Genomic DNA, 22,109 nt, shown 5'->3' on the forward strand with positions numbered 1-22,109 from the left:
AGCCGCCCCTGCCTGCTCAGCCGGGCAGCCGGACCGGCATCAACAGGTAGATGTACTGGCTCTCCAGCGCCGCGAACGCGCCCGACTCGAGGACCTTGGGCTCCTCGTCGGAGGCGGGCAGCAGCACCGCGGGACGGCTGGGCGTGGTGAACCCGAACGTGACCCGGTCGGTGTGCAGCGCGGCCAGGCCCTCGGTCAGGTAGCCGGGGTTGAACGCGATGGTGAGCGGTTCGCCGCGGAAATCGGCTTCCAGCCATTCCTCGGCCCGGCCCGCGTCGTCCCCACCCGCCGACAGCAGCACGCCGTCTGTGGAGAACTCCAGCCGCACCTGGGCACCGCGCTCGGCCACCAGGGCGACACGCTTGATCGCCTCGGACAGCACGGCGACGGGCAGGGTGGCGATGGAGGTGTGCTCCTTGGGGAGCAACTGGCGGAACTTGGGGAATTCCGCGTCGAGCAGTCGGGTGGTGGTCCGCCGGCCACCGTTGACGATGCCGAGCAGGCCGTCGGCGCCACCACCGCTGCCCAGCGACAGCTGCACGGGCGCCTCGGCGGCACCGAGGGTCTTGGCGGCCTCGGACAGCGTGCGCGCGGGGATGAGCACCGCGGTCTCGATGTCGGAGCGGGTCGGGTTCCACTGCAAGTGGCGCACAGCGAGGCGGAAGCGGTCGGTGGCGGCGAGCACCACGTCGTTGCCCTCGATCTCGACGCGGATACCGGTGAGCATCGGCAGGGTGTCGTCACGGCCCGCGGCGACGGCGACCTGGCCGACGGCTTCGGCGAACACGTCGACGGTGAGTTCACCGGTCTGCTGCGGCACCTCGGGCAGCTGGGGATAGTCCTCGACCGGCATGGTCGGCAGGGAGAACTTCGCGCTGCCACAGGCGATGAGCACACGGGTGCCGTCGACGGAGACATCGACCGGCTTGTTCGACAGCGACTTGGTGATATCGGCGAGCAGGCGGCCCGACACCAGTACCTGGCCGGGACCGGCGACCTCGGCCGCGACACGCATCTGCGCGGAGACCTCGTAGTCGAACCCGGAGACCGTCAGGCCGTTCTCGTCGGCCACCAGCAGCACACCACCGAGAACAGGCACCGGAGGCCGGGACGGGAGACTGCGCGCCACCCAGGCCACCGATTCGGCGAAGTCCTCTCGGGCGACCCGAAACTTCATGCTCGCAAGCTCCATCGCCCGATTTGTCCTCTCCGAGTTTCGAATCCGTGTGCGGGTGTGTGTCAGCGGAGTTGAACTGCTGTGTCGGCCGCGCATTGAGTCTCGCACAACCGACCGACAACCAAACGGTACCCGTGCAGTGCGCGAACTCCGCATCGACCCTCCCGGTCGATTCCCGCTCGTCGAACCACCCCGCTCCTCCTTGCCTGTCTGTGAGTGAACGACCGCCTGACTCGAGCCTCCCCAACCGAGTTTCCACACACCCTGTTTTAAAAGAGTTCTCTCTAGAAGGAGAACTGAAGTAGTAGTAGGCACTGTGGAATCTGTGGATTTCGCCCAAATCCGCAGGTCAGAGCGCTTGATGGCATGGGGATGGCCTTGGGGTGACTCGAGGATGAATCAGCGGTGGCTGTGGAGGCGTGAAGTTGTCCCCATTCCATCCTCGAGTTGTCCTCGAGTTGTTCCACCGGATTCACCCAGTTGTTCACACGTCGGGCCAGCCTGGTGGCAACGGTGGGGATTCCTCGAGGACTCCACAGGGACTCCTCGAGGAATCCACAGGCCGGATTCGGTGACGCCGCAGGTCACCGCTAGTGCACAGGTGTTAGTGGAGCGTCTTGTGGATGATGTGGACAACTGCCTGTGCATGAACGCTGCACACCCTCGCCCAACACCCTGTGTACCGACCGGTGCACAAAGGTGTGGATTCCTCGAGGAATCCACAGGAATTCCTCGAGGAATCCCCAGGGCAAAAAAGAACACCGCCCCAGGTCAGGGCGGTGTTCCGGGTTGGGGATGAAATCAGCGGGAGCGCTGTTTGATTCGGGCTGTGAGTTCTTGGACCTGGTCGTAGACCCGACGGCGCTCGGTCATCTCCTTGCGGACTTTTTTCTCCGCGTACATCACGGTGGTGTGGTCTCGACCGAACGCCTGCCCGATCTTGGGCAGCGACAGGTCGGTGAGCTCACGGCACAGATACATCGCGATCTGCCTGGCTTGCGCGAGCGGACGCGCCTTGCCCGGGCCGGTCAGCTCCTCGAGCGTGGTGTTGAAATACTCGGCGGTGACAGCCATGATCGTCGCCGCGTTGATCTCCAGTGCCGCCGTGTCGGGCATCAGGTCGCGCAGCACCACCTCGGCCAGCGAGAGGTCGAGCGGCTGACCGTTGAGCGAGGCGAACGCCGTCACCCGGATCAGCGCACCCTCGAGCTCGCGGATATTGCGCTCCACCCGGCTCGCGATCAGCTCGAGCACGTCGTGCGGCACATCGAGCCGGTCCATCCGCGCCTTCTTGCGCAGAATCGCGATGCGAGTCTCCAGCTCAGGCGGCTGCACATCGGTGATCAGGCCCCACTCGAAGCGCGTCCGCAGCCGTTCCTCCAGGGTGGCCAGCTGCTTGGGCGGGCGGTCCGAGGACACCACGATCTGCTTGTTCGCGTTGTGCAGGGTGTTGAAGGTGTGGAAGAACTCCTCCTGGATGCCTTCCTTGCCCTCGATGAACTGGATGTCGTCGACCAGCAGGATGTCGGTCTCGCGGTAGCGACGCTTGAACGCGACCTTGCGGTCGTCGCGCAGGCTGTTGATGAAGTCGTTGGTGAATTCTTCGGTCGAGACGTACTTCACCCGCATGCCGGGGAACAGCCGCTGCGCGTAGTGACCCGCCGCGTGCAGCAGGTGGGTTTTGCCCAATCCCGAAGCGCCCCAGACGAACAGCGGATTGTAGGCACGCGCAGGCGCCTCCGCGATGGCGACCGCGGCAGCGTGCGCGAACCGGTTGGACGCGCCGATGACGAAGGTCTCGAACGTGTACTTGGCATTGAGACTGGCCGACGAGGAGGACTGCGGCGGCGCCTCGGGCGACTTGCTGAAATAGGTCGGCCAGTTGTTGCGGTTGCTCACCACGGGTTCGTCGTCGACCGGCTGCGCGCCGGGCTGACCGGGGAACGGCTTGTCCTGGCTCTCGCCACTCGGCTCCTCGGCACGAGCGGCGGCCGGCTCTTCGGACGGCCTGCCGCGGTTCGGCGCGCGCTGCGGCGCCGGGTCGGGAGTGAACAGCGACTCCTGGCCGGAGTGGTCGCGCCGCGGTGCCGCGGCTTGCTCGCGGCGGGCGGGCGGTGCGGTCTCGGGGACTCGCTGGTCCGGACGCGCGCCACGGAACTCACCGCGGCCGCCGAACTCGGCGCCGGGATAGTCGGGTACCGGGTACGCCGCGGTCGGCTCGAAATCGGTGCCGGGGAACTCGTTGCGGTCGCCCTGGTACTCGGCAGGCTGGCCGAAATCGGACGGTGCCTGCTGGTATTCCGGTTGCTGGCCGTACTCCGACGGTGCCTGCTGGTACTCGGGCTGCTGGCCGAATTCCGACGGACTCTGCTGGTACTCCGGCTGTTGCTGCTGGTACTCCGATTCGGCCGGGTACTCGCGGTGCCCCGCGTAGTCGTTGCGCTCGCCGTACTCGCCGGCCTGGCCGGGGTACTCACGGCCGCCGTAGCTGCTCGGGTACTCGCCGTTGGCCGGATAGTCGGGGGACGACTGATAGTCGTTGCCGTACTCGCCACCCTGGACGGGGTACTCGCCCGCGCCGTAGCGCGGCCTGCCGTACTCACCACGGGCGGCGTAATCGGGAACACTGAAATCGGGACCGGGATAACCGGCGGGTGGGCGCACCTGCTCGCGCGGACGCTCCGGCCTGCTCGTCATCCTGGCGTGCCGGGGCGAACTACCGGCCCGCTCCCCCGCGGCCGGGCTCGGCGCGGCGATGCGCACCCCGAGTCCTTCCACTTGGGGGCCCAGCCGACGGCCGAGCGATCGCAGGATCGGCTCGCGCAGATCACGCTCGATCGCCTCCTGTGCCAGCGAGGACGGGACCGACAGCAACGCGAAACCCTGCGCGACGGTGAGTGGCTTCACCAGCTTCAACCAGGCCTGCTGTGCGCGACTCACCGCGGGGATGGCGCCGTCGGCAGAGCCGGTGGTGAGCTCGGCAACCACCTCCGGCCACACTGTGGCCAGCACGTTCTGCTCGTCGTCCATACAGCGTCCTCCCCGGACCGGTTTGTTGGGGCCCACGGCCTTCGCGCACGCCGGAAAGCACCCGTGAACAGGTGTAATCCAGTGATCCTGCGTACAACCGAAGCCGGTTCGAACGCTGTGGCCCGGTAATTCCGGACTGCGGCGCGGGCACCGACGGCCTTACGAATATGCCACTGCGGCCGTCTGTCCACATAATTATCCACAGATGTGGACAAACCTGGGGATAAAGGAATTCTGCCAGCGTGTGGCAGTGAATGGGGCTGGACCTGCGGTTCTTCAGCAATCCCCCGGCTACAGAGGTTAGCTGGCCGCGCCACGCAACGCCAGGGGTGTGGAAGAACTCACGAAAAGTGGCCGCATGCGTCACTGCGGCCCGGGCGTGTCGTGCCTGGTCGGGCCAGACCTCTGGTCCGTTCGGGCGTCCGGTAGCCTTGACCTGTGCCGGTGACAGGTACGTGGGGGCCGAGTTTGACCCGTCCCTTCGGGATAAGTACCCTCGTACAGTCACCCCTTGGCGCGGTTGGCGGCTGTCTGCTGCACACCGATCGCCAAGGCAATCTGTGCGTAGACCGCGGTCCGCAGCGCAGACAAATCATTTGTACAGACTTCGGGCGCCGAATGGTGCCCACCTACTACAGGAGTGTTGACCGTGGCCAAGGGCAAGCGGACGTTCCAGCCGAACAACCGTCGTCGGGCGCGCGTCCACGGCTTCCGTCTCCGGATGCGGACCCGTGCGGGCCGCGCCATCGTTGCGGCGCGTCGCCGTAAGGGCCGTACCGAACTGACTGCCTGATCGCGCGTAGTCGGACGCTCGGGTGTTGCCTGAGCCGTATCGGTTGCACCACCGTGCCGAATTCTCCCGCACGGTGCGCCGCGGTCAGCGAATCGGGAGGCGAGATCTCGTCGTACACGCGCTCACGCACGCGTACGACGATGTCGCCGACGGCGATTCTCTGGTCCGCGTAGGTGGTCCTCGGTTCGGACTGATTGTCAGCAAGGCGGTGGGAAACGCGGTGGTTCGCCACCGGGTGGCCCGCCGCCTGCGTCATATGTGCGCCCAGGTGGTCGATGAACTGCCGGTCGGCACCGATGTCGTGATCCGGGCTCTGCCCGGCGCCGCCACCGCCGATTCCGCCGAGTTGCTGCGCCAGCTGCGCACCGGCCTGCGCAAGCTCGGATTGCGTGGGGAACCGGAGCTCGCGCTCGGTCGCACCTCGGCCGGTGAACGGCGATGAGGACCCTCACCCGCCTGCCCGCGAAAGCCCTGATCGCCCTGATCGAGCTCTACCGGACCTATGTCTCCCCCACCCGGATGCCGATCTGCCGGTTCACCCCCACCTGCAGTGAGTACGCGGTGACTGCCTTGCGTACCCGCGGGTTGGTCGTCGGATCGGCACTGACGGTCGTGCGGCTCGCGAAATGCGCGCCCTGGCACCCTGGAGGGTGGGATCCCGTGCCTGAGCGCGGGTCGAATGCCTGCACAAAGTCATCGCCCGCGCTGATCGGCGATACGAACGACGGGAGTACCTAGAGCCGTGCTCGACATCATCTATTGGCCGGTATCCGCAATTCTGTGGTTCTGGCACAAAGCCTTCGGCTTTGTGTTCGGGCCTGACAGCGGTCTCACTTGGGCACTGGCGATCGTGTTCCTCGTGTTCACGCTGCGCCTGGTGCTGTACAAGCCGTTCGTCAAGCAGGTACGCACAACCAAACAGATGCAAGAGCTGCAGCCCCAGATCAAGGAGCTGCAGAAGAAGTACAAGAACGACCGCGAGACCATGGCGAAGGAGATGCAGAAGCTCCAGAAGGAGCACGGCTTCAACCCGCTCATGGGCTGCCTGCCCGTCCTGGTGCAGGTGCCGGTCTTCCTCGGTCTGTTCCACGTGCTGCGCTCGTTCAACCGTACGGGCACCGGCTGGGGCCAGATCGGGATGTCGAACTACGACAACGCGCACACCGCGAACTACATCTTCAGCGCTGCCGACGTCCAGTCCTTCCTGAGCGCCCGCATCTTCGGTGCGCCGATCGCGGCGTTCATCACCGCGCCGCCGGAGCAGCTGGAAGCATTCGCGGACTGGGGTGGCACGCCCACCAAGCTGAGCATCGCGCTCGTCGCCGTCCCGCTGATGATCATCGCCGGCCTGGCAACCCACTTCAACGCTCGCGCCTCGGTGCAGCGGCAGACGCCCGAAGCCGCCGCCAACCCGCAGGCCGCCATCATGAACAAGTTGTCGCTGTGGGTCTTCCCGCTCGGCGTGATGGTCGGTGGCCCCTTCCTGATGATCGGCATCCTGCTCTACTGGGTGGCGAACAACATCTGGACCTACGGACAGCAGCACCTGGTGTTCGGCCGGATGGAAAAGGAAGACGAAGAGCGCAAGCAGAAGAAGCTGGAGCTGCGGTCGCAGAACGCGCCCAAGCCCGGTGCCAAGCCGGTCGACGTCCGCAAGAAGCAGGACGCCCCGGCCGTCGATGACGAGCCGTCGGTGAACGGCGCCGCGGCGACCAACGGCACCCCCAAACAGTCGGCCAAGCAGGGCGGTGGCAAGCGCAGGCCCGGCGGGCAGCAGCGGCCGGGTAACCGTGGCCGTGCGAACCAGAAGCGTAAGCGCTGAGACGCGATCGGATAGAGGGAATCCAATGACTGTTGAGACCGAGACCGACGGAGGGGACGCCACTGTGGCGACGACTGCTGTTGACGTCGTGAACGACGCCGAAGAAGCGTTGATCGAAGAGGGCGAGATCGCGGGCGACTACCTCGAGCAGCTACTCGATGTGCTCGACTTCGACGGCGATATCGACCTCGATGTCGAGGGCGACCGCGCCATCGTGAGCATCGACGGCGGCCGTGATCTGACCAAGCTCGTCGGACGTAACGGTGAAGTGCTCGACGCGCTGCAGGAGCTGACCCGGCTCGCCGTGCAGCAGGCGACCGGCGTGCGTAGCCGGCTGATGCTCGATGTGGCCGGTTGGCGCGCGCAGCGCCGGACCGATCTGAGCGAGATCGGCGTCGCCGCCGCCAAGCGGGTGCTCGAGTCGGGCGCGCCTGAGGCGCTGTCCGCGATGACTCCGTTCGAGCGCAAGATCGTGCACGACGCTGTCGCCGATATCGAGGGTGTGGCGAGCGAGAGCGAAGGCGTCGAGCCGAATCGTCACGTGGTGGTAGTGCCCGAGTAGGCTGACTTCCGCCGTAACCACGAACGATGTGATTAGGCCTCCGGTCTCGGACCGGGGGCTTTTTCATTGCCATCACTCGGAAGGATGTTTCACGTGGAACGAGAACTGGGTGCGCCGGCCGACGAGCTGGAACCGCCCGCCGCCGCTGCCCGAGTGTTCGGCGACCGCTTGGACATCGCCCGCCGGTACTACGCGGCGCTGGCGACGGCCGGTGTGGAACGCGGTCTCATCGGTCCCCGTGAGGTTCCCCGGCTATGGGAGCGTCACATTCTCAACTGTGCTGTCATCGGCGAGCTGATCGATGAAGGCGCTTCGGTTGTCGATATCGGCAGCGGTGCCGGGCTTCCTGGAATCCCCCTCGCGATCGCCCGGCCCGACCTTCGCATCACTCTCGTGGAACCGCTGCTGCGTCGGACGATCTTCTTGAGCGAGTTCATCGAAGAAGCCGGGTTGGATGTCACGGTGGTTCGCGGTCGGGCGGAGCAGTCCGGTGTGATCAAAGAAGCGGGCGGCGCGGATGTCGTCACTTCGCGCGCGGTGGCTCCTCTCGCCAAACTCGCCCACTGGTCGCTCCCCCTTCTTCGCGACCACGGTCGCATGCTCGCTCTCAAAGGAACCAGTGCCGCCGAAGAACTCGAGCGCGACGGTGCCGAGCTGATTCGCGACGGTGCTACCGATCTCCGGGTTGTCGGGTGCGGTGCCGGCATCGTGGAAATCCCCACTCTTGTCATCAGTGCCGAACTTCTCCCCCGCGCCGAGCGTCCGACTCGTCGCAGTGAACGGAAAGCCGCCGGGGTGGAGAAGAAGGCTCGGAAGCGTCGCGAATCCTGATCGGCCTGAAATCTCTTCCATCTAGCGGGTTCGCACGTTTCGTAACGTGACGAATCTTGCCGAGGGTCGTTGTATGGGCTTGGGGCGGGTCTATTTTTGGTAGTTGCGGATGGGTGTCGCGTTCGGTGAGTGGAAGTGTTTCACGTGGAACGCGACAACCTCTCCTCCTCGTTGTTGATCGAACTTCGTATGCGTCGTGCGGACTTCGCCAGTCGGGTTTGGTCGGGGTGGATTCGCTCGCTCGGTTTGAAGCGGAATGCCATCTGTTGGGGAAGTGCATTGGCTGTCAGCCGGGGCAGGTCTGGTGAGATCGAATCTTCGGCTCACGGGTCGGGGTGATCGTCGGGTGTCCGTTGGGTGGGGTGAGCGTCGGCGAAGTCGAGGGCGAAAATCTGGCGGTCTGTTGTGTGGCAGATCCTGGGATGGAAGTTGCCGTGAGCGAGTGTGTTCGGCAGTTGTGTGTTTGCCGATCAGCAATGGGCGTTGGTGTCCGATCGGAAGATGTGTGGCATCGGGTCTTCTCGGCGGCGCAGCTGGGTTCCGCTTCTCTCGTTGAGTAGCGCCACGGTGGTCGTCGCGGGCGACGCGTTCGGCTGGACCATCGTTGACTGCTGGGTGTGTGGAGATAGTCCGGTGGTGATCGGGCGTCGTTCGGTTCCCATAGGGGTGGGGTCAGAAGCTAGGCGGGTCGGATGTCGGCGAGACGGGCTGAGACTGTGAGCCGATGATTCATGTGGATCTGTTTGAGATGGGGCTCGGGGCGAGTGGTGAATTGGTTGGGGTGCTGTGCTGATGCTGAGGGGTGCTTCTCCGCTGACTCCGGGTGCATGGGTGATGGGGAGTGCGGGTGGGATTTGTGGCTGGGATTGGGTGTTCGGTAGTCCCAGGGGTTTGAGGCTGTGTTTGTTGGCGCGCTGGCGCGCGCGTGTCCGCGGCCCTGAGGGGCCGCCGGTTAGCGCTCGAGACTCGCGCCTGCGGCGCATGCGCTTCGAGCGCTAACCGGCGACCCGGCCGCGGACCGGCCACTTCGTGGCCGCCGCTCCCTAGGGGTCGCGGGGGCGGGGTTGGGAGTGCGGTCATGGCGGATCTGGGGAGTGCGGTGTGGCTGGGAGTGCGGTGTGGACGGGAGTGCTGTCTGGTTGGGAGTGCGGATTCCAGACGGATTTGAGGACGGGGTGGATGGGACGGGCTGAGTGGGGGAGCTCTCTGGGCGAGCTCGGCTCGTGTGTTGAGGCACTCATCGGCCGTCTGATTGTGGTGCCCACTCCCCCGTTGTTTCCCGTGAAACATCGGCCGCGGGCTCTAATTTGTGAGTGTTGGGTGTGTCCTTGTCGGCGTGCCGCGATTCAGCTTTCCTAAGTGTCCTGGGGCTGGCAAGCTGTCAGAGTCGGGCGGGAGTGAGCCACCCTCCTCGAGTCTTCGAGTTCTCCACCGACACAGTTTGTTTGTGACGACACGGCGCCGACGTTCGTCGGGGATACGTGATCTGAAGTTTCTCGGGTTAGGAGCAATCTATGTCGAGCGGTCCGGCGAATGTTTCACGGGAAACAACGTCGCGGGTCCCGGGGATGCTGGATTCCAGCAGCTTCGACGCGGAGACGTTCGGGAATACTCCTTTCGGGCATATCTCCCCGGCCGAGACCCCGATCGCGGCGGAAGCGCAACGCGCCAGCCAGATTCTGCATCCAGGAAAGGTCACTGTGCCGAAACCTCGCGAGCAACGGATCATCACTATCGCCAACCAGAAGGGCGGCGTCGGTAAGACGACTACGACGGTCAATCTCGCTGCGGCGCTAGCGCACCAGGGAATGACGGTCCTTGTGGTCGATCTTGATCCGCAGGGCAACGCGAGTACGGCGCTGGGCGTCGCACACAACTCGGGTGTGCCGTCCAGCTACGAGCTGCTGATCGGTGAAGTGACGGTCAAGGACGCGATCCAGGTGAGCCCGCACAGCGAGCGATTGCTGTGTGTCCCGGCCACGATCGACCTGGCCGGCGCGGAGATCGAACTGGTCTCGATGGTCGCCAGAGAAGGGCGGTTGAAGACCGCGATCCGCGAGGCGGGCATGGTCGGCTTCGACATCGACTACGTGTTGATCGACTGCCCGCCCTCCCTCGGTCTGCTCACGGTCAATGCGCTCGTGGCGGCCAAGGAGGTGCTGATCCCGATCCAGTGCGAGTACTACGCGCTGGAGGGTGTCGGTCAGTTGCTCCGCAATATCGGGCTGGTGCAGGCGCACCTCAACCCGGAGCTACACGTGTCGACCGTCCTGCTGACGATGTACGACGGCCGCACCAAGCTGGCGGACCAGGTGGCCGAGGAAGTGCGCAACCACTTCGGCGATGTGGTCCTCAAGTCGATGATCCCGCGCAGCGTGAAGGTCTCGGAGGCGCCGGGCTACGGGATGACCGTGCTCGATTACGATCCAGGCTCGCGCGGTGCGATGAGCTACATGGACGCGGGGCGCGAGCTCGCCGCTCGTGCGCAGCTGAAGCAAGACGCGTCTTAGCGTGAGTTGGAACGAGGAAGGGATCGGTAGCCGATGAGTCAGGCGAAAAAGGGCGGTCTCGGTCGCGGGTTGGCCGCATTGATCCCGACGGGTCCGGCCGTGGCGCCGGGCTTGAGTAGTGCCGCCGCGAGCGTGATCGGGATCAATCCGATCGGCCCGCAACCGGCCGAGGCGTTCCTGCATCGTGTTCCGGACGCGGAGCCCGCGCCGGAGCCCGAGCCCGAATCCGATCTGGTCTCCCCCGGCGGCGCGGTGTACCGCGAGGTGCCCGCGGACCTGATCGAGCCGAACCCGAAGCAGCCACGTCAGGTCTTCGAGGAAGACGCACTCGCGGAGCTCGTGCACTCGATTCGCGAGTTCGGTCTCATGCAGCCGATCGTCGTGCGCCGCGTCGAACCGGGCGTCGACAAGTTCCAGTTGGTCATGGGCGAGCGCCGCTGGCGCGCATGCCAAGAGGCCGGACTCGCCACGATCCCGGCGATCATCCGGGACACCGACGACGGCTCGATGCTGCGCGACGCGCTCCTGGAGAACATCCACCGCGTGCAGCTGAACCCCCTCGAGGAGGCGGCGGCCTATCAGCAGCTGCTCGAGGAGTTCGACGTCACGCACGAGGAATTGGCTTCGCGAATCGGTCGCTCGCGGCCGGTGGTGACGAATATGATTCGTTTGCTGAAGCTGCCGATTCCCGTGCAGCGTCGGGTGGCCGCCGGGGTGCTCTCGGCCGGACACGCCAGGGCGCTGCTCGGTTTGGATGCCGGCGCGGACGCACAGGAAGAGTTGGCTGCACGAATCGTCCGTGAGGGAATGTCGGTTCGGTCTACGGAGGAAGCGGTGCAACTCGCGAACCGCGAGCCCTCGCCGACCGCTCCCCCGGCGCCGAAGCGTAAACCGATCCACATGCCGGGTCTGCAAGATGTTGCCGAGAGACTGTCGGGTTCCTACGACACCCGGGTCACGGTCAGCCTCGGTAAGAACAAGGGCAAGATCGTTGTCGAGTTCGGGTCCGTCGAAGATCTCGAGCGCATCGTGGCGCTGATGGAGCAAGTCGGCCCCGAAACGTCACTGTGACTGAAAGAGGCGGCACGTACTGTGGATAGTGATGTGGCGTGAGCGTGGATGAATCCGACAGCTGGAGGCTGAACAGAGCGGTGTCGACCAGCGTCACGGCTTTGACTCTCGACGGGCTCGGTCAGCTCCCGGCGCACACCCGGCGGTGTGTGTTCTGGGAGCTCGACCCGGCCGTCGCCGCGGACTCGCACGCGTTCAGCGATCCGGTCTTCGAAAAGGAAGCCTGGCTCTCGACGGTGATGCTCGAGTGGGGTTCGTGCGGGCAGGTGGCCCACGTGGACAACAACCTCGCGGGCTGCGCGCTGTACTCACCCCCGAGTGCCGTGCCACGTTCCGCGCTGTTCCCCACCTCCCCAGTAAGCCCGGACGCGGTCCTGCTGACCACGCTGCAGGCCGAATTCCCCTACGACGAGGCCGATGTAGCCCATCGCCTCGTTCAGGCCGTGGTGGCCGATCTGGTGCGTCGTGGCGTACGGGCACTGGAAGCGTTCGGCATTCGCAACGGCCCACCGTCGAGTTCGGTGGCCGATCGCGGCTTCGGATCATCGATGCGGCTGATGGAACGGATCGCGGCGCCGCTGCGGGACCCGTCGTCGGCGACGAGGTGCACTCCCGAAACCTGCATGATCGACGCGGATTTCCTCGCCGAGGTCGGTTTCGAAGTGGTGGCCCCGCACCACCGCTTCCCCCGGCTGCGCCTGGAACTCGACTCCGATCACGGCTGGAAGGAAGACGTCGAGCGCGCGCTCGATCAACTCCTGGCGGCGGCGTCTATGGAACCGCCCTCGCGCGTCGGCGCGCACTGACCCGAGACAACAAGAACGGCCCCGCGGACAACCGCGGGGCCGTTGGTCTTGTGTGGGGCTAGACGCGCGGGGCGGGCACGTTGCCCGCGTCGGCGGCCGCCAGTTCTTCGGCGAGCAACTCGGCGAAGGTGTAGGTGCCGGTCGGCTGGTCGTCCTGGCCGAGCAGATAGAGCCGCTTCACCGAGATCAGAATCGCTTCGGCGATCACGTCGCGCATGCGCGGGTTGGTGAGGACCGAGGCGTCGTAGTCGTTGGTGAGGTAGCCGAGGTCGACCTGCACGGTCGGCATCTTGGTCAGGCGCAACAGGTCCCAGGTGCGCTGATGAGTCCGGCAGTCCTGCACCGAGGTTCGGGCCACCACTTCGCGCTGAATGAAACCGGCCAGTACCTGACCGATCATCGACACCGAACCGTGCGAGTTGCCCCAGTAGAAACCGGCCACTCCCTTCGCGGACGGATTGTCACTGGTCGCGCAGCGCAGCGAGATCATCAGGTCGGCATCGAAGGCGTTGGAGGTGTCGGCGCGTTCGGCATCGGTGGGGTTGGCGCCCCACGGCCGGGACAGGAAGGTTTCCATGCCGGTCGCGGCCATCCGGCCTTCGAGCCTGGAAGCGAGATCCCACAGGATCTCCGACTCGTAGACGTCGCCGTATTCGGTGGGCACCGCGAAACCCTTGTCGGCGCCGCCGAATCCGGGATCGATGACGATCCGCTTGCCGGTGAGCTGCGGGCCCGCACGATGCACCACTTCTTCCTCGGCGATGCGATGCGGGTTGCCACCGGTGACGCGCGCGCCGAGCAGATCCAGCGAGCGCAAGGTGTCGGGTCCGCAGATACCGTCGGCGGACAGGCCGATCTCGCGCTGGAACGCGCTGAGCCCGTCGTGGGTGTGCGGGCCGAAGTGCCCGTCCACCCGGTACACGTAGAAGCCGAGATCCTGAAGCTTGCGCTGCAGGGTGGCCACGTCGTCACCGTAGAGCGGTGCCGACAATTGGTAGATCAACGTGCGAGCACCCAGCCGGTAGGAGGCTTCCTTCAGCGCGCGATAGGTGGCCGGACCGACCACCCCGTCGACGAGGAGACCGCGCTGCTGCTGGAACGCGCGGATCGCCGAATCGAGGGGCCGATCGAACACCGCCTCGGTGTCCTTCCAATACTCCGGTCCGTCAGTGGATTCGACGTGTGGGAGATGCAGGAAACCGAGGCTTGCGAGGGTGCTCCGAACCTCTGCGACGGCTGGTCCTGAATCGCCGTGACGAAGTCGGTGCATGCGTGAGAGCCCTTTCCTTCGGCCGGAGCGTCCGTCGATTGTCTCAGACCCGGGCCGCTTTGCGGGAATCCCGGGTCCAGGCATCCTACGGCGCGTCGGCCGGTAGGAAGCGCTTTTGTCGGATGCTCTGTGTTAGATGAGACCGTCGAGCTCGCGCAGCAGCGCCGCCTTACCTTTCGCGCCGACGATCTGCTTCACCGGCTTGCCACCCTGGAACAAGATCATCGTGGGCAGCGACAGGATCTGGTAGTCGCGGGCGGTGCCGGGATTGGCCTCGGTGTCGAGCTTGGCGACGGTCAGCTTGTCGGCGTGGGTGCCCGCGATCTCCTCCAGCACGGGGGCGACCATCTTGCACGGGCCGCACCAGTCGGCCCAGAAGTCGACGAGCACCGGCTTTTCGCTGAGCAGGACGTCGTCGGCGAAGGACTGGTCGGTGACGGTGATGGTGTTGGCACTCTCGGCCATGGGTGTCTCCTCGACAGGGGTGGAACTCGAAATCAGTTGGCGCGCACAGCGGCCGGGCCGTCGGCGTGGTCGAGCGTGTTGGCGGTGATGTCGCCCTGCTCGGCGAGCCAGCGTTCGGCGTCGATCGCGGCGCGGCAGCCGGTGCCCGCGGCGGTGATCGCCTGCCGGTAGGTGTGGTCGACGAGGTCGCCCACGGCGAAAACACCCGCGACATCGGTGGCGGTGCCCGGATCGGTCACCTGCACATAGCCTTCGCCGTCGAGTGCGACCTGGCCCTTGACGAGTTCGCTGCGCGGATCGTGCCCGATGGCGACGAACAGGCCGGTCGCGTCGAGCTCGGACTCCGCGCCGGTGCGGGTGTCGCGCAGGGTGAGGCTGGTGACGCTCTTCTCACCGTTGACCTTCACAACCTCGGAGTTGAGCTGGAATTTGATCTTCTCGTTGGCCTTGGCGCGCTCGAGCATGATCCGTGACGCACGGAACTCCTCACGGCGGTGCACGATGGTGACGCTCGCGGCGAACTTGGTGAGGAAGGTCGCTTCCTCCATGGCGGAGTCGCCGCCGCCGACCACGACGATGTCCTGGCCCTTGAAGAAGAAGCCGTCGCAGGTGGCGCAGGCGCTCACACCGCGGCCGAGCAGGTCCTGCTCCCCCGGCACGTTCAGGTAGCGCGCGGCCGAACCCATCGCGAGGATCACGGCGTAGGCCTCGAAGGTCTCGTCACCGACGGTGACCTTCTTCACGGGGCCGGACAGGTCGATCGCGTCGACGTCCTCGGTGCGCAGCTCGGCGCCGAAACGCTTGGCCTGGTCGCGCATCTGCTCCATGAGGTCGGGGCCCATGATGCCGTCGCGGAAGCCGGGGAAGTTCTCCACCTCGGTGGTGGTCATCAGGGCGCCACCGAACTGGGTGCCCTCGAAGACCAGCGGCGAAAGCTCCGCGCGGGCGGCGTAGACGGCCGCCGTGTAGCCGGCGGGCCCTGAGCCGACGATGATCAGGTCGCGAACTGGCGTGCTCATGGGGACCTTCCGAGAAGTAAAGCTGGGACGTGTCGGTCAACAACAGCCTAAACGGTGTTGTTCCCGGTATTTCCTCGCGGCTGGTCCCTCAGCCGATGTCGCGCAGGGTGAGCCGTTCCGGGGTGCCGGTGGTGCAGCCGGTGCCGACCACCAGGGCGGTGATGGTGGGGGCTTGCTCGCCCTGGACGAGGACCAGGACGGCATCGGAGCCACGGAAAGTGATATTCGACGCTCCCAGCACCGCGCGGTCGATGCCGTTGGCTTGCACGCAGCGGGTGAGGGCGGCTTCGTCGGCCAGCGGGCCGATCACGTCGCGTTTGCCCAGCGCGCGTAGTGCGGCGGCGGTGGTGAGTTCGTCGGCGGCCGCAGGTTCGGTGAACGGCGCGGCGGTGGGGGTGCCCTCGGTGGTGTCGAACGTGCTGAACACCGCGCCGGCGCCCGCCAGGACGGCCACGGTGGCGGCGGCCGCGGCGAGTAGCCCCAGTCGGCGCCGGGAACGGTAGCGGTCCAGCGAGATCGGGGCCTCGTCGGCCGGTACGGGGGAAACGGCCGCAAGCGGCGTGATGCGCTCGGTCGGGCCCTCCCCCGCGTCGAGTTCGGCGACGAATCGGAACATGCGGTCGGCCACGTCGTCGGGCATGCGGTGCATGACCCGCTCGTCGGTGGCGAGCGTGCGGAGGTGGGTGTTCACCTCGTCGAGCTTGTTCAGGTAGTGCAGCGCGTCTTCGTCGGTGCGGACCACGGGCCACAGCTGCTCGCACAATTCGGGCGCGAGGTTGTCGGCATGCAGATCGGCCAGCAGTTCCGACGGGAACGGAGGCTGCGGCACGGATCGAGACACCCTCGCACCTCCCCTGTTCTGTCGATATCGGATCGCAGGATTTACATCGCTGACTTGTTCGTCACTGTTAATGACGCATCCCGACTACATCCGGTTCCCTGGATCCCGGAAAAATTCCAAACGTTCTTGCAAACGTACGCGCGCTCGGGCGCATCGGCTCTTGATCGTGCCCGGCGCCACGCCGAGCGCAGCGGCGGTTTCGGCGACGCTGCGGCCCTCCATCTCGGTCATGACCAGGGCCAATCGTTGTTCGTCAGGGAGGGTGAACAGCGCCTCGCTCACGACGGTGGACAGTTCGTAATGCGCGAAGGCGTCGTGCGGGTCGACCGCCTCGGGCATGGTGTCGGGCAGGATCGACACGGCGCGACGGGTCTTGTTGCGCCGGATCCGGTCGAGGCAGGCGTTCACCACGATCGCGTGCAGCCAGCTGCGCACCTCGGATTCGGCGCGGAACGAGTCGGCGGTGCGATGGGCCGAGAACAAGGCGTCCTGCAGACAGTCGGCGGCGTCCTCGCGGTTGTAGGACGTGCGCAGCGCGGTCTGCCACAGATGGTCGGAATGCCTGCGCAGCAGTTCGGCGAAGACATACGGTTCCCCGCGAACGTGGGCGGCAAGCAGTTGCTTGTCGCTGCCGTTCTCCAGGAACGAGCGGACGCTGGGCGCGACCTGCCGCGGTGGCACACCGCGGACTTGCTCGTTGACATCCGGCGACAAAACTGACCCCTTGGACAGCGCTCATTACGGCGACTTCGAGCCGACGAACAAGGCCGATCCATCACCTGACTACAACGCGGCGTCCAGGATCGACGTCAACAAATCCTGGGTAACTCTCAACCGAGAGCGCGGGGGGATCATATCGTTGATAACAATTACGCACCAACCGGACCGCGGTTCGATGAAGATCGGCAACGGGCCCGGAAATGGTCGACCACCTGCGCAGATAGCAGAGGTGGGAGAGTTTTACGGCGCGATGAGACTAAGGGGCCGCGTCGAAGCGGACGTCGGCGATCGCGGTCTGGAACTGACCGCCGGAATTCGCCAGGCCGGTGATCCAGACGAGCACGAAACGAGCGGCCTGATCGGTCTGCACGGCGATATCGGTGATGCCGTCGCCGAGCTTGGCCGAACCGATCAGCTGGGTCTGGTCGAGAGTGGGCGCCTCGGTGGGCGAGGTACGGATCTCGACCGTGCTGCCCGCACTGGGCGAGGTGATCGACACATTGGTGAGCTTGGCCGGCGTCGGCAGCGTGGCCAGCAGCCCCACGCCCTTCTTGAGGGCGGGGAACTGCTGGAAGTACTGATCTGTGCGCCACACCGTCGCCGCGTTGTGGTCGAGCACCGCGCCCGCCGCCGCGGCGCCGTCGGGGGTGCCCTCCGGGGAGAACACCGCGGCACCGGTGACCGGTACCGGCACACTCGTCGGCGCCGCCGCGGGGTCGTCGGCGGGCGGTGCGGACGCCGCGGGCGGCGCCACACTCGAGGTGAGCCCGATATTGATCTGCTGGTCCAGCGGCTTGTCCGACGCGCCGGGCGCGAAGATGCTGACCATCCACCAGATCAGCACGCCGACCACCAGCGCGGCGAGCACGCCGAGGCCGACCATGATCCACATCATCCGCTTGGAGCGTTCCCGCTCGGCCGCGAGCAGTTCCGGGTCGGCGAGTGAATCGGCACCGGGGGCCACAGCCCGCTGACCCAGACGTAAGACCGGAATGAAGTCGGTCTTCTGATCGACGACCGAGGCCTGCTCGAGCACGTGCTGCACGGTGGCAGCGGTACGCACGCCCTTGTTGGACTCCAGCGAGCGAACCGCGACGGCCGAGATCTCGAACGGCACCTCCGGCCGGATCTGCCGCGGTTCCACCGGCGTGCCGTCCGGCCCGAAATCGGCCAGTCGCAGACCGCCGATGGTGGCCGCCGACCCGGTGACACCGCCGACACGAATCGGCCAGCGTGCGGTGATCAGGGCGTAGAGCATCGCGCCGAGGCCACGGACGTCGCCTTGCGCGTCGGAATCGCCGAGGGTGCCGGGGAACGCGAGGACCGCGTCGCCGGAGGCACTGATCCGGATCCGATCGGGGTGATCGATCGACAGCGAGCCGCCGCCACGGTGGGCGAGTTCGGCCGCCGAGGCGAGCGCCCTGATGGCCCGTGCCGCGCCGACCGGCGACGGCACGGTCTCGGCCATCTCGCGCAGCGAACGACCGGGGGTCCACTCGGCCACGACGATGCCGCCGGAGCTGCCACGGACCACGTCGAGGACTCTGGCCAGGCCGGGCGAATTGATCCGGCCCAGCCGCAGCGTGCGCGACAGCACCGCCTGCGGGCCGTCGTGACCGGAGTTCTCGCCCGAGGTCTGATCGGCGTCCACGAAGGTCAGCGCGACCTCGCGATCGAGCTTGATATCGAGTGCCTGCCAGAACTTCAGCCCGCGCGCACCGCCGTGACCGGCCAGCAAACGGTACCGGCCACCGGCGACGGATGCGCCGGGGATGAGCTTGGGGCCACGCTGCCCACGGTTGGCCGCGGCGCTCGGGGGCACCTGCGGTGGAATCGGCAACATGCCGGTGTCGTATGTCGGATCGTGCGGCGGCATGGCCGAACGCGCGCCGTCTTCGTGCGTATCGCCTTCGTCTGGCGCGTCGGTATGCTCGGAATCCGTCGAGTTCGGCGCATCGGGCCCGACCTCGGTGGACATTCCTGCTGCCGCGCGCGCCGCAGAATCAGCGGCCGGGACGCCGCCCACCGCGTCATCGCTCACCCTCGGTCCTCCTTCGGCCTGAAAACCCGTGTCGGTCTGCGGAACAGCGTACGGGAACTGTGCTTTACCGGTGCTGTCAACAGCGCCCGGTCGAATGACGGGAAGCACCATGGTCTGGGTGTCCAAAGACTGCCCGTATGCGGGGAATCCGTAGGTATCGGGACGGCGCAGGACGGTGGTCGCGTAGATGTCGTCTGCCGGGGTGTCGTCGAGTCCGAGATCCGGCGCGGGCGGGGTGATGCCGAGCTTGCGCGAGATCGCCACGGTGATGGCGACGACCTCGGGGATACCGGCCAGACGCATCAGGCCGAAGGCCACCGAGAACATGACCAGCGAATCGATGACGACGCGCAGCAGCGAGCCCGCGCCGCCGGAGACACGGTCGAGTCCGGTCACCGTGTCGACGATCAGCATCACCGCGCCGCCTGCGATCGAGGCGAGCAACACTCTGGTCACAGTTCGGCCGACATTGACCATGCGCAGGTCGCCGAGGCTGCGGTGCAGCAGCACGCCGCCGATCACCGCGCCCGCGGTGAATCCGAGACCGGTGGCGACACCGAGAACGATCACCACGTCGTCGCTGTCGCGGGCGATGACCGGCGCCAGTGCCGAGATCAGGATCTTGATCGTCGTGATGCCGAGGATGATCCAGGTCGGTGTCCATGCCTGCTCGCGCGCGTAGAACACCCGCAGATGGATCAGCACGAGCGAATACGGGATGAGCGAGAACGCCGACCAGCTCACCGCGCTGCCGAGCCGTTCGGCGTCGCCGGAGAATCGCGCGTAGCCGTAGAGCGCCTGGCCGATCTCCGGGCCGGCGAGAGTCATGAAAGTGACGATCGGCAGCATCGCGATCATCGTGAGGCGCGTGGCTACGGACAGGTCGTCGACTACGGCGGGGGTGTCGTCGTCGGCGGCGCTGCGGCTCAGTCTCGGCATGATCGCGGTGAGCAGAGTTACCCCGATCACGCCGTAGGGCAGCTGCAACAGTGCCCATGCGTTCGCGAAGATCGCGGGACCCGCTTCGTCGGCCGAGGAGGCGATGTTGTTCGCGACCACCAAGCCGACCTGGCTGATCAGCACGTACAAGATGATCGCGACGCCCATCTTGCCGAACTGCTTGAGTCGCGCGTCGACTCCCCACAGCGGACGCAGGTTGATCCCGTGCCTGCGGATCGCGGGTAGCAGGCAGAGTGCCTGTGTCGCCACGCCCGCGGTGATGCCGAGGCCGAGGACCAGCAGTTTCGGGTCGCTCATGCGCACCGGGTCGAGCGTGATCTCGCCGGGTGTCAGCGCGTAGACCGCCAGCACCGTCAACGCGACCACATTGTTCATCACAGGGGCCCACGCACCCGGTTTGAACGCCTGCCTGGTGTTGAGGATCGCGGTGAACAGCGCGGACATGCCATAGAAGAGCAGCGCGGGCGCCAGCAGGTAGGTCAGCGCGACGGTCAGGTTCGTGTTCACCTTGCCGTCGGAGGAGACGAGCACGTGACCGGCCAGGATCGGCGTGGCCGCCAAGGTGAGCACCGTGGCGACGAACAGCACCGTGAAGGCCGCGGTCACCAATCTGCGCACGAACGCGGCGCCGTTGTCGGCGTCCTCCTGTTCGGCGCGGATCAGGGTCGGCACGACGATGGCCGTCAGCACGGCGCCGAGGACGAGCTCGGCGACCATGTTCGGGATCAGGTTCGCCGAGATGAACGCACTCGCGATGGCCGGACCGAGCACCGTCAGCAACAGCAGCTGCTTGGCGAATCCGGTGATCCGGCTGATCAGCGTCGCGACCGCGATCGAACCCGAGTCCTTGAGCAGCTTCGCGTTGGCACTCATCGGGGCGCCGCCCGCCTTGTCGGCAGGTTCGGCCGCTACCTTCTTCGGCCGGGCGATGACCTGAGTCCGCTCCGCTGACCGATCGCCGGCGGGCACACCGTTCGCGTTCCGTCCACGATCGCCGAATCCGGCACCTGCCTGGCGCGGATCCCGCGCGGGATCCGCGGCGGGCATCCCCGGGAAACTCCCCCGCGGTGGCACTGGACGTCCCTGCTCCGGCGGAGCTTGCCTGCGGCCACCGGCCTGATCGGGCCGATCCTGTCTCGGAATGGCGCCGGACTGCCCACCACGCGGCGGGACGGGTCGTTGCTGAGGGAATTCGCCCGATGGGTTCGGCCCGGATCGCCGCGGGGCGAACCCGTCCGGTCCGGGTCGTTGCTGCTGGGGGAACTCGCCCGAGCGCCCGGCGGAACCGGGTCCGGGGCGCTGCTGTTGCGGAAACTCACCTGAGCGCCCGGCGGAACCGGGCCCGGGGCGCTGCTGTTGCGGGAACTCACCTGAGCGTGCGCCGGAACCCGGTCCGGGGCGCTGCTGGGGAGGTGCGGGGCGACCGTCCGGCCCATAAACAGGAGGGCGCGGTGGCCGGCCGGGCGGACCGGCAGGGGGCTGTGGAGGGCCGCCGACGCCGGGGCGCGGGGGCGGTCCGGGACGTTGTTGCTGCGGGAATTCACCCGAACGATTCGCCTGGCCTGGCGGTCGTTGATGGGGAGCGGGCCCGCGCCCTTGGCGTTCGCCCTGCGGCGGCCGCTGCTGATCCGGGCGATAGTCGGCCGGTCGTGGTTGACCCTGTGCCGGGCGGAACCCGGCCGGTGGCTGTTCAGTGGGGCGACCGGGAGCCGGCGCAGCGCCGTGATCCGGCCCGGGACGGTATCCGGCCTGTTCGGGGCGCACCCCGGGCCGAGGACCTGGCGCGGCGGGCCGCTCACCGGGATGACGTGGCGCGCCGGGCAGATCCACCGCGGGCCGATTCACCGGCTGACGAAATCCACCGGGCTGTTCGAACGCCGGATCACCGGGGCGTACCGGCGGTCGGCCATCGCGAGGTGCGGGGTCCGGTCGATGACCAGGCGCGCCGGGCCGCCGATCCACGTGCTGTGCGGCCTCGTCGCGGTCGGCGTCCTGTCCGGCCGTCATCCCGCGTTCCCACGGAGCACTGGGCGCCCGGCGCAGGGTCGGGTCGTCGTCGTGGTCACGCCGATGAGCGGAATCATCGTCGCCCATCATGCCTCCTGTACCCGGCGTAACCCGCGAATCCCGCCGGTCCGATGAGCGTTTCGCTCACCAGTGCCACTCTCGTCCTTGTCTGTCATGGTGCCCT

General features: G+C 66.7%; 18 protein-coding genes. 10 read left to right on the forward strand and 8 right to left on the reverse strand.

Annotation, left to right across the window (positions count from 1 at the left end):
- Nucleotides 1–16 precede the first annotated feature (16 nt).
- Together dnaN and dnaA are read right to left on the reverse strand one after the other, a co-directional pair.
- On the reverse strand, nucleotides 17–1,192 hold the full coding sequence (gene dnaN, locus ACWF99_RS19600) for a DNA polymerase III subunit beta (protein ID WP_378634611.1): 1,176 nt from the start codon (nucleotides 1,190–1,192) through the stop codon (nucleotides 17–19).
- A 786-nt stretch (nucleotides 1,193–1,978) separates the two neighbouring features.
- Nucleotides 1,979–4,207, reverse strand: a complete 2,229-nt coding sequence (gene dnaA, locus ACWF99_RS19605) for a chromosomal replication initiator protein DnaA (RefSeq protein WP_452537035.1) — start codon at nucleotides 4,205–4,207, stop codon at nucleotides 1,979–1,981.
- 649 nt (nucleotides 4,208–4,856) lie between these two features.
- Between dnaA and rpmH the strand changes: the two genes are divergently transcribed.
- The 9 genes from rpmH (at nucleotide 4,857) to ACWF99_RS19650 (ending at nucleotide 12,602) form a co-directional block, all read left to right on the forward strand.
- The gene (gene rpmH / locus ACWF99_RS19610) at nucleotides 4,857–5,000 is read left to right on the forward strand and encodes a 50S ribosomal protein L34 (RefSeq protein ID WP_082843828.1); all 144 of its coding nucleotides are present in this window, start codon (nucleotides 4,857–4,859) and stop codon (nucleotides 4,998–5,000) included.
- A 22-nt stretch (nucleotides 5,001–5,022) separates the two neighbouring features.
- Complete coding sequence (rnpA, locus tag ACWF99_RS19615) at nucleotides 5,023–5,442, forward strand: ribonuclease P protein component (RefSeq protein WP_378634616.1); 420 nt, start codon at nucleotides 5,023–5,025, stop codon at nucleotides 5,440–5,442.
- A complete protein-coding gene (yidD, locus tag ACWF99_RS19620; RefSeq protein ID WP_101465063.1) occupies nucleotides 5,439–5,738 on the forward strand; it encodes a membrane protein insertion efficiency factor YidD in 300 nt (99 codons plus the stop codon). Before rnpA ends, yidD begins: the two co-directional genes overlap by 4 nt.
- 4 nt (nucleotides 5,739–5,742) lie before the next feature.
- The gene (yidC, locus tag ACWF99_RS19625; RefSeq protein ID WP_452537036.1) at nucleotides 5,743–6,822 is read left to right on the forward strand and encodes a membrane protein insertase YidC; all 1,080 of its coding nucleotides are present in this window, start codon (nucleotides 5,743–5,745) and stop codon (nucleotides 6,820–6,822) included.
- 25 nt (nucleotides 6,823–6,847) lie between these two features.
- Nucleotides 6,848–7,384, forward strand: a complete 537-nt coding sequence (locus ACWF99_RS19630) for a Jag family protein (RefSeq protein WP_056822606.1) — start codon at nucleotides 6,848–6,850, stop codon at nucleotides 7,382–7,384.
- A gap of 84 nt (nucleotides 7,385–7,468) precedes the next feature.
- The gene (gene rsmG / locus ACWF99_RS19635; RefSeq protein WP_378634622.1) at nucleotides 7,469–8,215 is read left to right on the forward strand and encodes a 16S rRNA (guanine(527)-N(7))-methyltransferase RsmG; all 747 of its coding nucleotides are present in this window, start codon (nucleotides 7,469–7,471) and stop codon (nucleotides 8,213–8,215) included.
- Between the two features lie 1,514 nt (nucleotides 8,216–9,729).
- Nucleotides 9,730–10,725 carry a ParA family protein gene (locus ACWF99_RS19640; RefSeq protein ID WP_378634625.1) on the forward strand — a complete coding sequence of 332 codons (996 nt, stop codon included), beginning with the start codon at nucleotides 9,730–9,732 and terminating at the stop codon, nucleotides 10,723–10,725.
- A gap of 33 nt (nucleotides 10,726–10,758) precedes the next feature.
- Nucleotides 10,759–11,796, forward strand: a complete 1,038-nt coding sequence (locus ACWF99_RS19645; protein ID WP_378634626.1) for a ParB/RepB/Spo0J family partition protein — start codon at nucleotides 10,759–10,761, stop codon at nucleotides 11,794–11,796.
- Between the two features lie 80 nt (nucleotides 11,797–11,876).
- Complete coding sequence (locus tag ACWF99_RS19650) at nucleotides 11,877–12,602, forward strand: GNAT family N-acetyltransferase (RefSeq protein ID WP_378635240.1); 726 nt, start codon at nucleotides 11,877–11,879, stop codon at nucleotides 12,600–12,602.
- 58 nt (nucleotides 12,603–12,660) lie between these two features.
- On the opposite strand, the gene ACWF99_RS19655 is transcribed toward ACWF99_RS19650, so the two are convergent.
- The 6 genes from ACWF99_RS19655 to ACWF99_RS19680 all read right to left on the reverse strand — a co-directional run bounded on the left by ACWF99_RS19655 (nucleotide 12,661) and on the right by ACWF99_RS19680 (nucleotide 20,791).
- Nucleotides 12,661–13,872, reverse strand: a complete 1,212-nt coding sequence (locus tag ACWF99_RS19655) for an N-acetylmuramoyl-L-alanine amidase (protein ID WP_452537037.1) — start codon at nucleotides 13,870–13,872, stop codon at nucleotides 12,661–12,663.
- Nucleotides 13,873–14,004: 132 nt separating this feature from the next.
- Entirely contained in the window at nucleotides 14,005–14,337 is a 333-nt protein-coding gene (gene trxA / locus ACWF99_RS19660; RefSeq protein WP_378634630.1) for a thioredoxin, read from the reverse strand.
- A gap of 32 nt (nucleotides 14,338–14,369) precedes the next feature.
- Nucleotides 14,370–15,356 (reverse strand): thioredoxin-disulfide reductase, encoded by a 987-nt coding sequence (gene trxB, locus ACWF99_RS19665; RefSeq protein ID WP_378634632.1) that lies wholly within the window; start codon nucleotides 15,354–15,356, stop codon nucleotides 14,370–14,372.
- Nucleotides 15,357–15,444: 88 nt separating this feature from the next.
- A complete protein-coding gene (locus ACWF99_RS19670; protein ID WP_378634634.1) occupies nucleotides 15,445–16,185 on the reverse strand; it encodes a hypothetical protein in 741 nt (246 codons plus the stop codon).
- 96 nt (nucleotides 16,186–16,281) lie between these two features.
- Nucleotides 16,282–16,878: an RNA polymerase sigma factor SigM gene (gene sigM / locus ACWF99_RS19675; RefSeq protein WP_378635242.1), complete on the reverse strand. Its 597-nt coding sequence runs from the start codon at nucleotides 16,876–16,878 to the stop codon at nucleotides 16,282–16,284.
- A 295-nt stretch (nucleotides 16,879–17,173) separates the two neighbouring features.
- Nucleotides 17,174–20,791 (reverse strand): murein biosynthesis integral membrane protein MurJ, encoded by a 3,618-nt coding sequence (locus ACWF99_RS19680; protein ID WP_378635245.1) that lies wholly within the window; start codon nucleotides 20,789–20,791, stop codon nucleotides 17,174–17,176.
- Nucleotides 20,792–21,493: 702 nt separating this feature from the next.
- Here ACWF99_RS19680 and ACWF99_RS19685 point away from each other — a divergent pair.
- A complete protein-coding gene (locus ACWF99_RS19685) occupies nucleotides 21,494–22,060 on the forward strand; it encodes a hypothetical protein (RefSeq protein WP_452537038.1) in 567 nt (188 codons plus the stop codon).
- The last annotated feature ends 49 nt before the right edge of the window (nucleotides 22,061–22,109 follow it).

It is taken from the genome of Nocardia sp. NPDC055002, assembly GCF_053608825.1.

Coding starts and splice junctions, on each gene's coding strand:
- dnaN (WP_378634611.1), bottom strand. CDS start 1,192: ATGGAGCTTGCGAGCATGAAGTTTCGGGTCGCCCGAGAGGACTTCGCC.
- dnaA (WP_452537035.1), bottom strand. CDS start 4,207: ATGGACGACGAGCAGAACGTGCTGGCCACAGTGTGGCCGGAGGTGGTT.
- yidD (WP_101465063.1), top strand. CDS start 5,439: ATGAGGACCCTCACCCGCCTGCCCGCGAAAGCCCTGATCGCCCTGATC.
- ACWF99_RS19630 (WP_056822606.1), top strand. CDS start 6,848: ATGACTGTTGAGACCGAGACCGACGGAGGGGACGCCACTGTGGCGACG.
- rsmG (WP_378634622.1), top strand. CDS start 7,469: ATGTTTCACGTGGAACGAGAACTGGGTGCGCCGGCCGACGAGCTGGAA.
- ACWF99_RS19640 (WP_378634625.1), top strand. CDS start 9,730: ATGTCGAGCGGTCCGGCGAATGTTTCACGGGAAACAACGTCGCGGGTC.
- ACWF99_RS19645 (WP_378634626.1), top strand. CDS start 10,759: ATGAGTCAGGCGAAAAAGGGCGGTCTCGGTCGCGGGTTGGCCGCATTG.
- ACWF99_RS19655 (WP_452537037.1), bottom strand. CDS start 13,872: ATGCACCGACTTCGTCACGGCGATTCAGGACCAGCCGTCGCAGAGGTT.
- trxA (WP_378634630.1), bottom strand. CDS start 14,337: ATGGCCGAGAGTGCCAACACCATCACCGTCACCGACCAGTCCTTCGCC.
- trxB (WP_378634632.1), bottom strand. CDS start 15,356: ATGAGCACGCCAGTTCGCGACCTGATCATCGTCGGCTCAGGGCCCGCC.
- ACWF99_RS19680 (WP_378635245.1), bottom strand. CDS start 20,791: ATGAGTGCCAACGCGAAGCTGCTCAAGGACTCGGGTTCGATCGCGGTC.
- ACWF99_RS19685 (WP_452537038.1), top strand. CDS start 21,494: ATGGGGAGCGGGCCCGCGCCCTTGGCGTTCGCCCTGCGGCGGCCGCTG.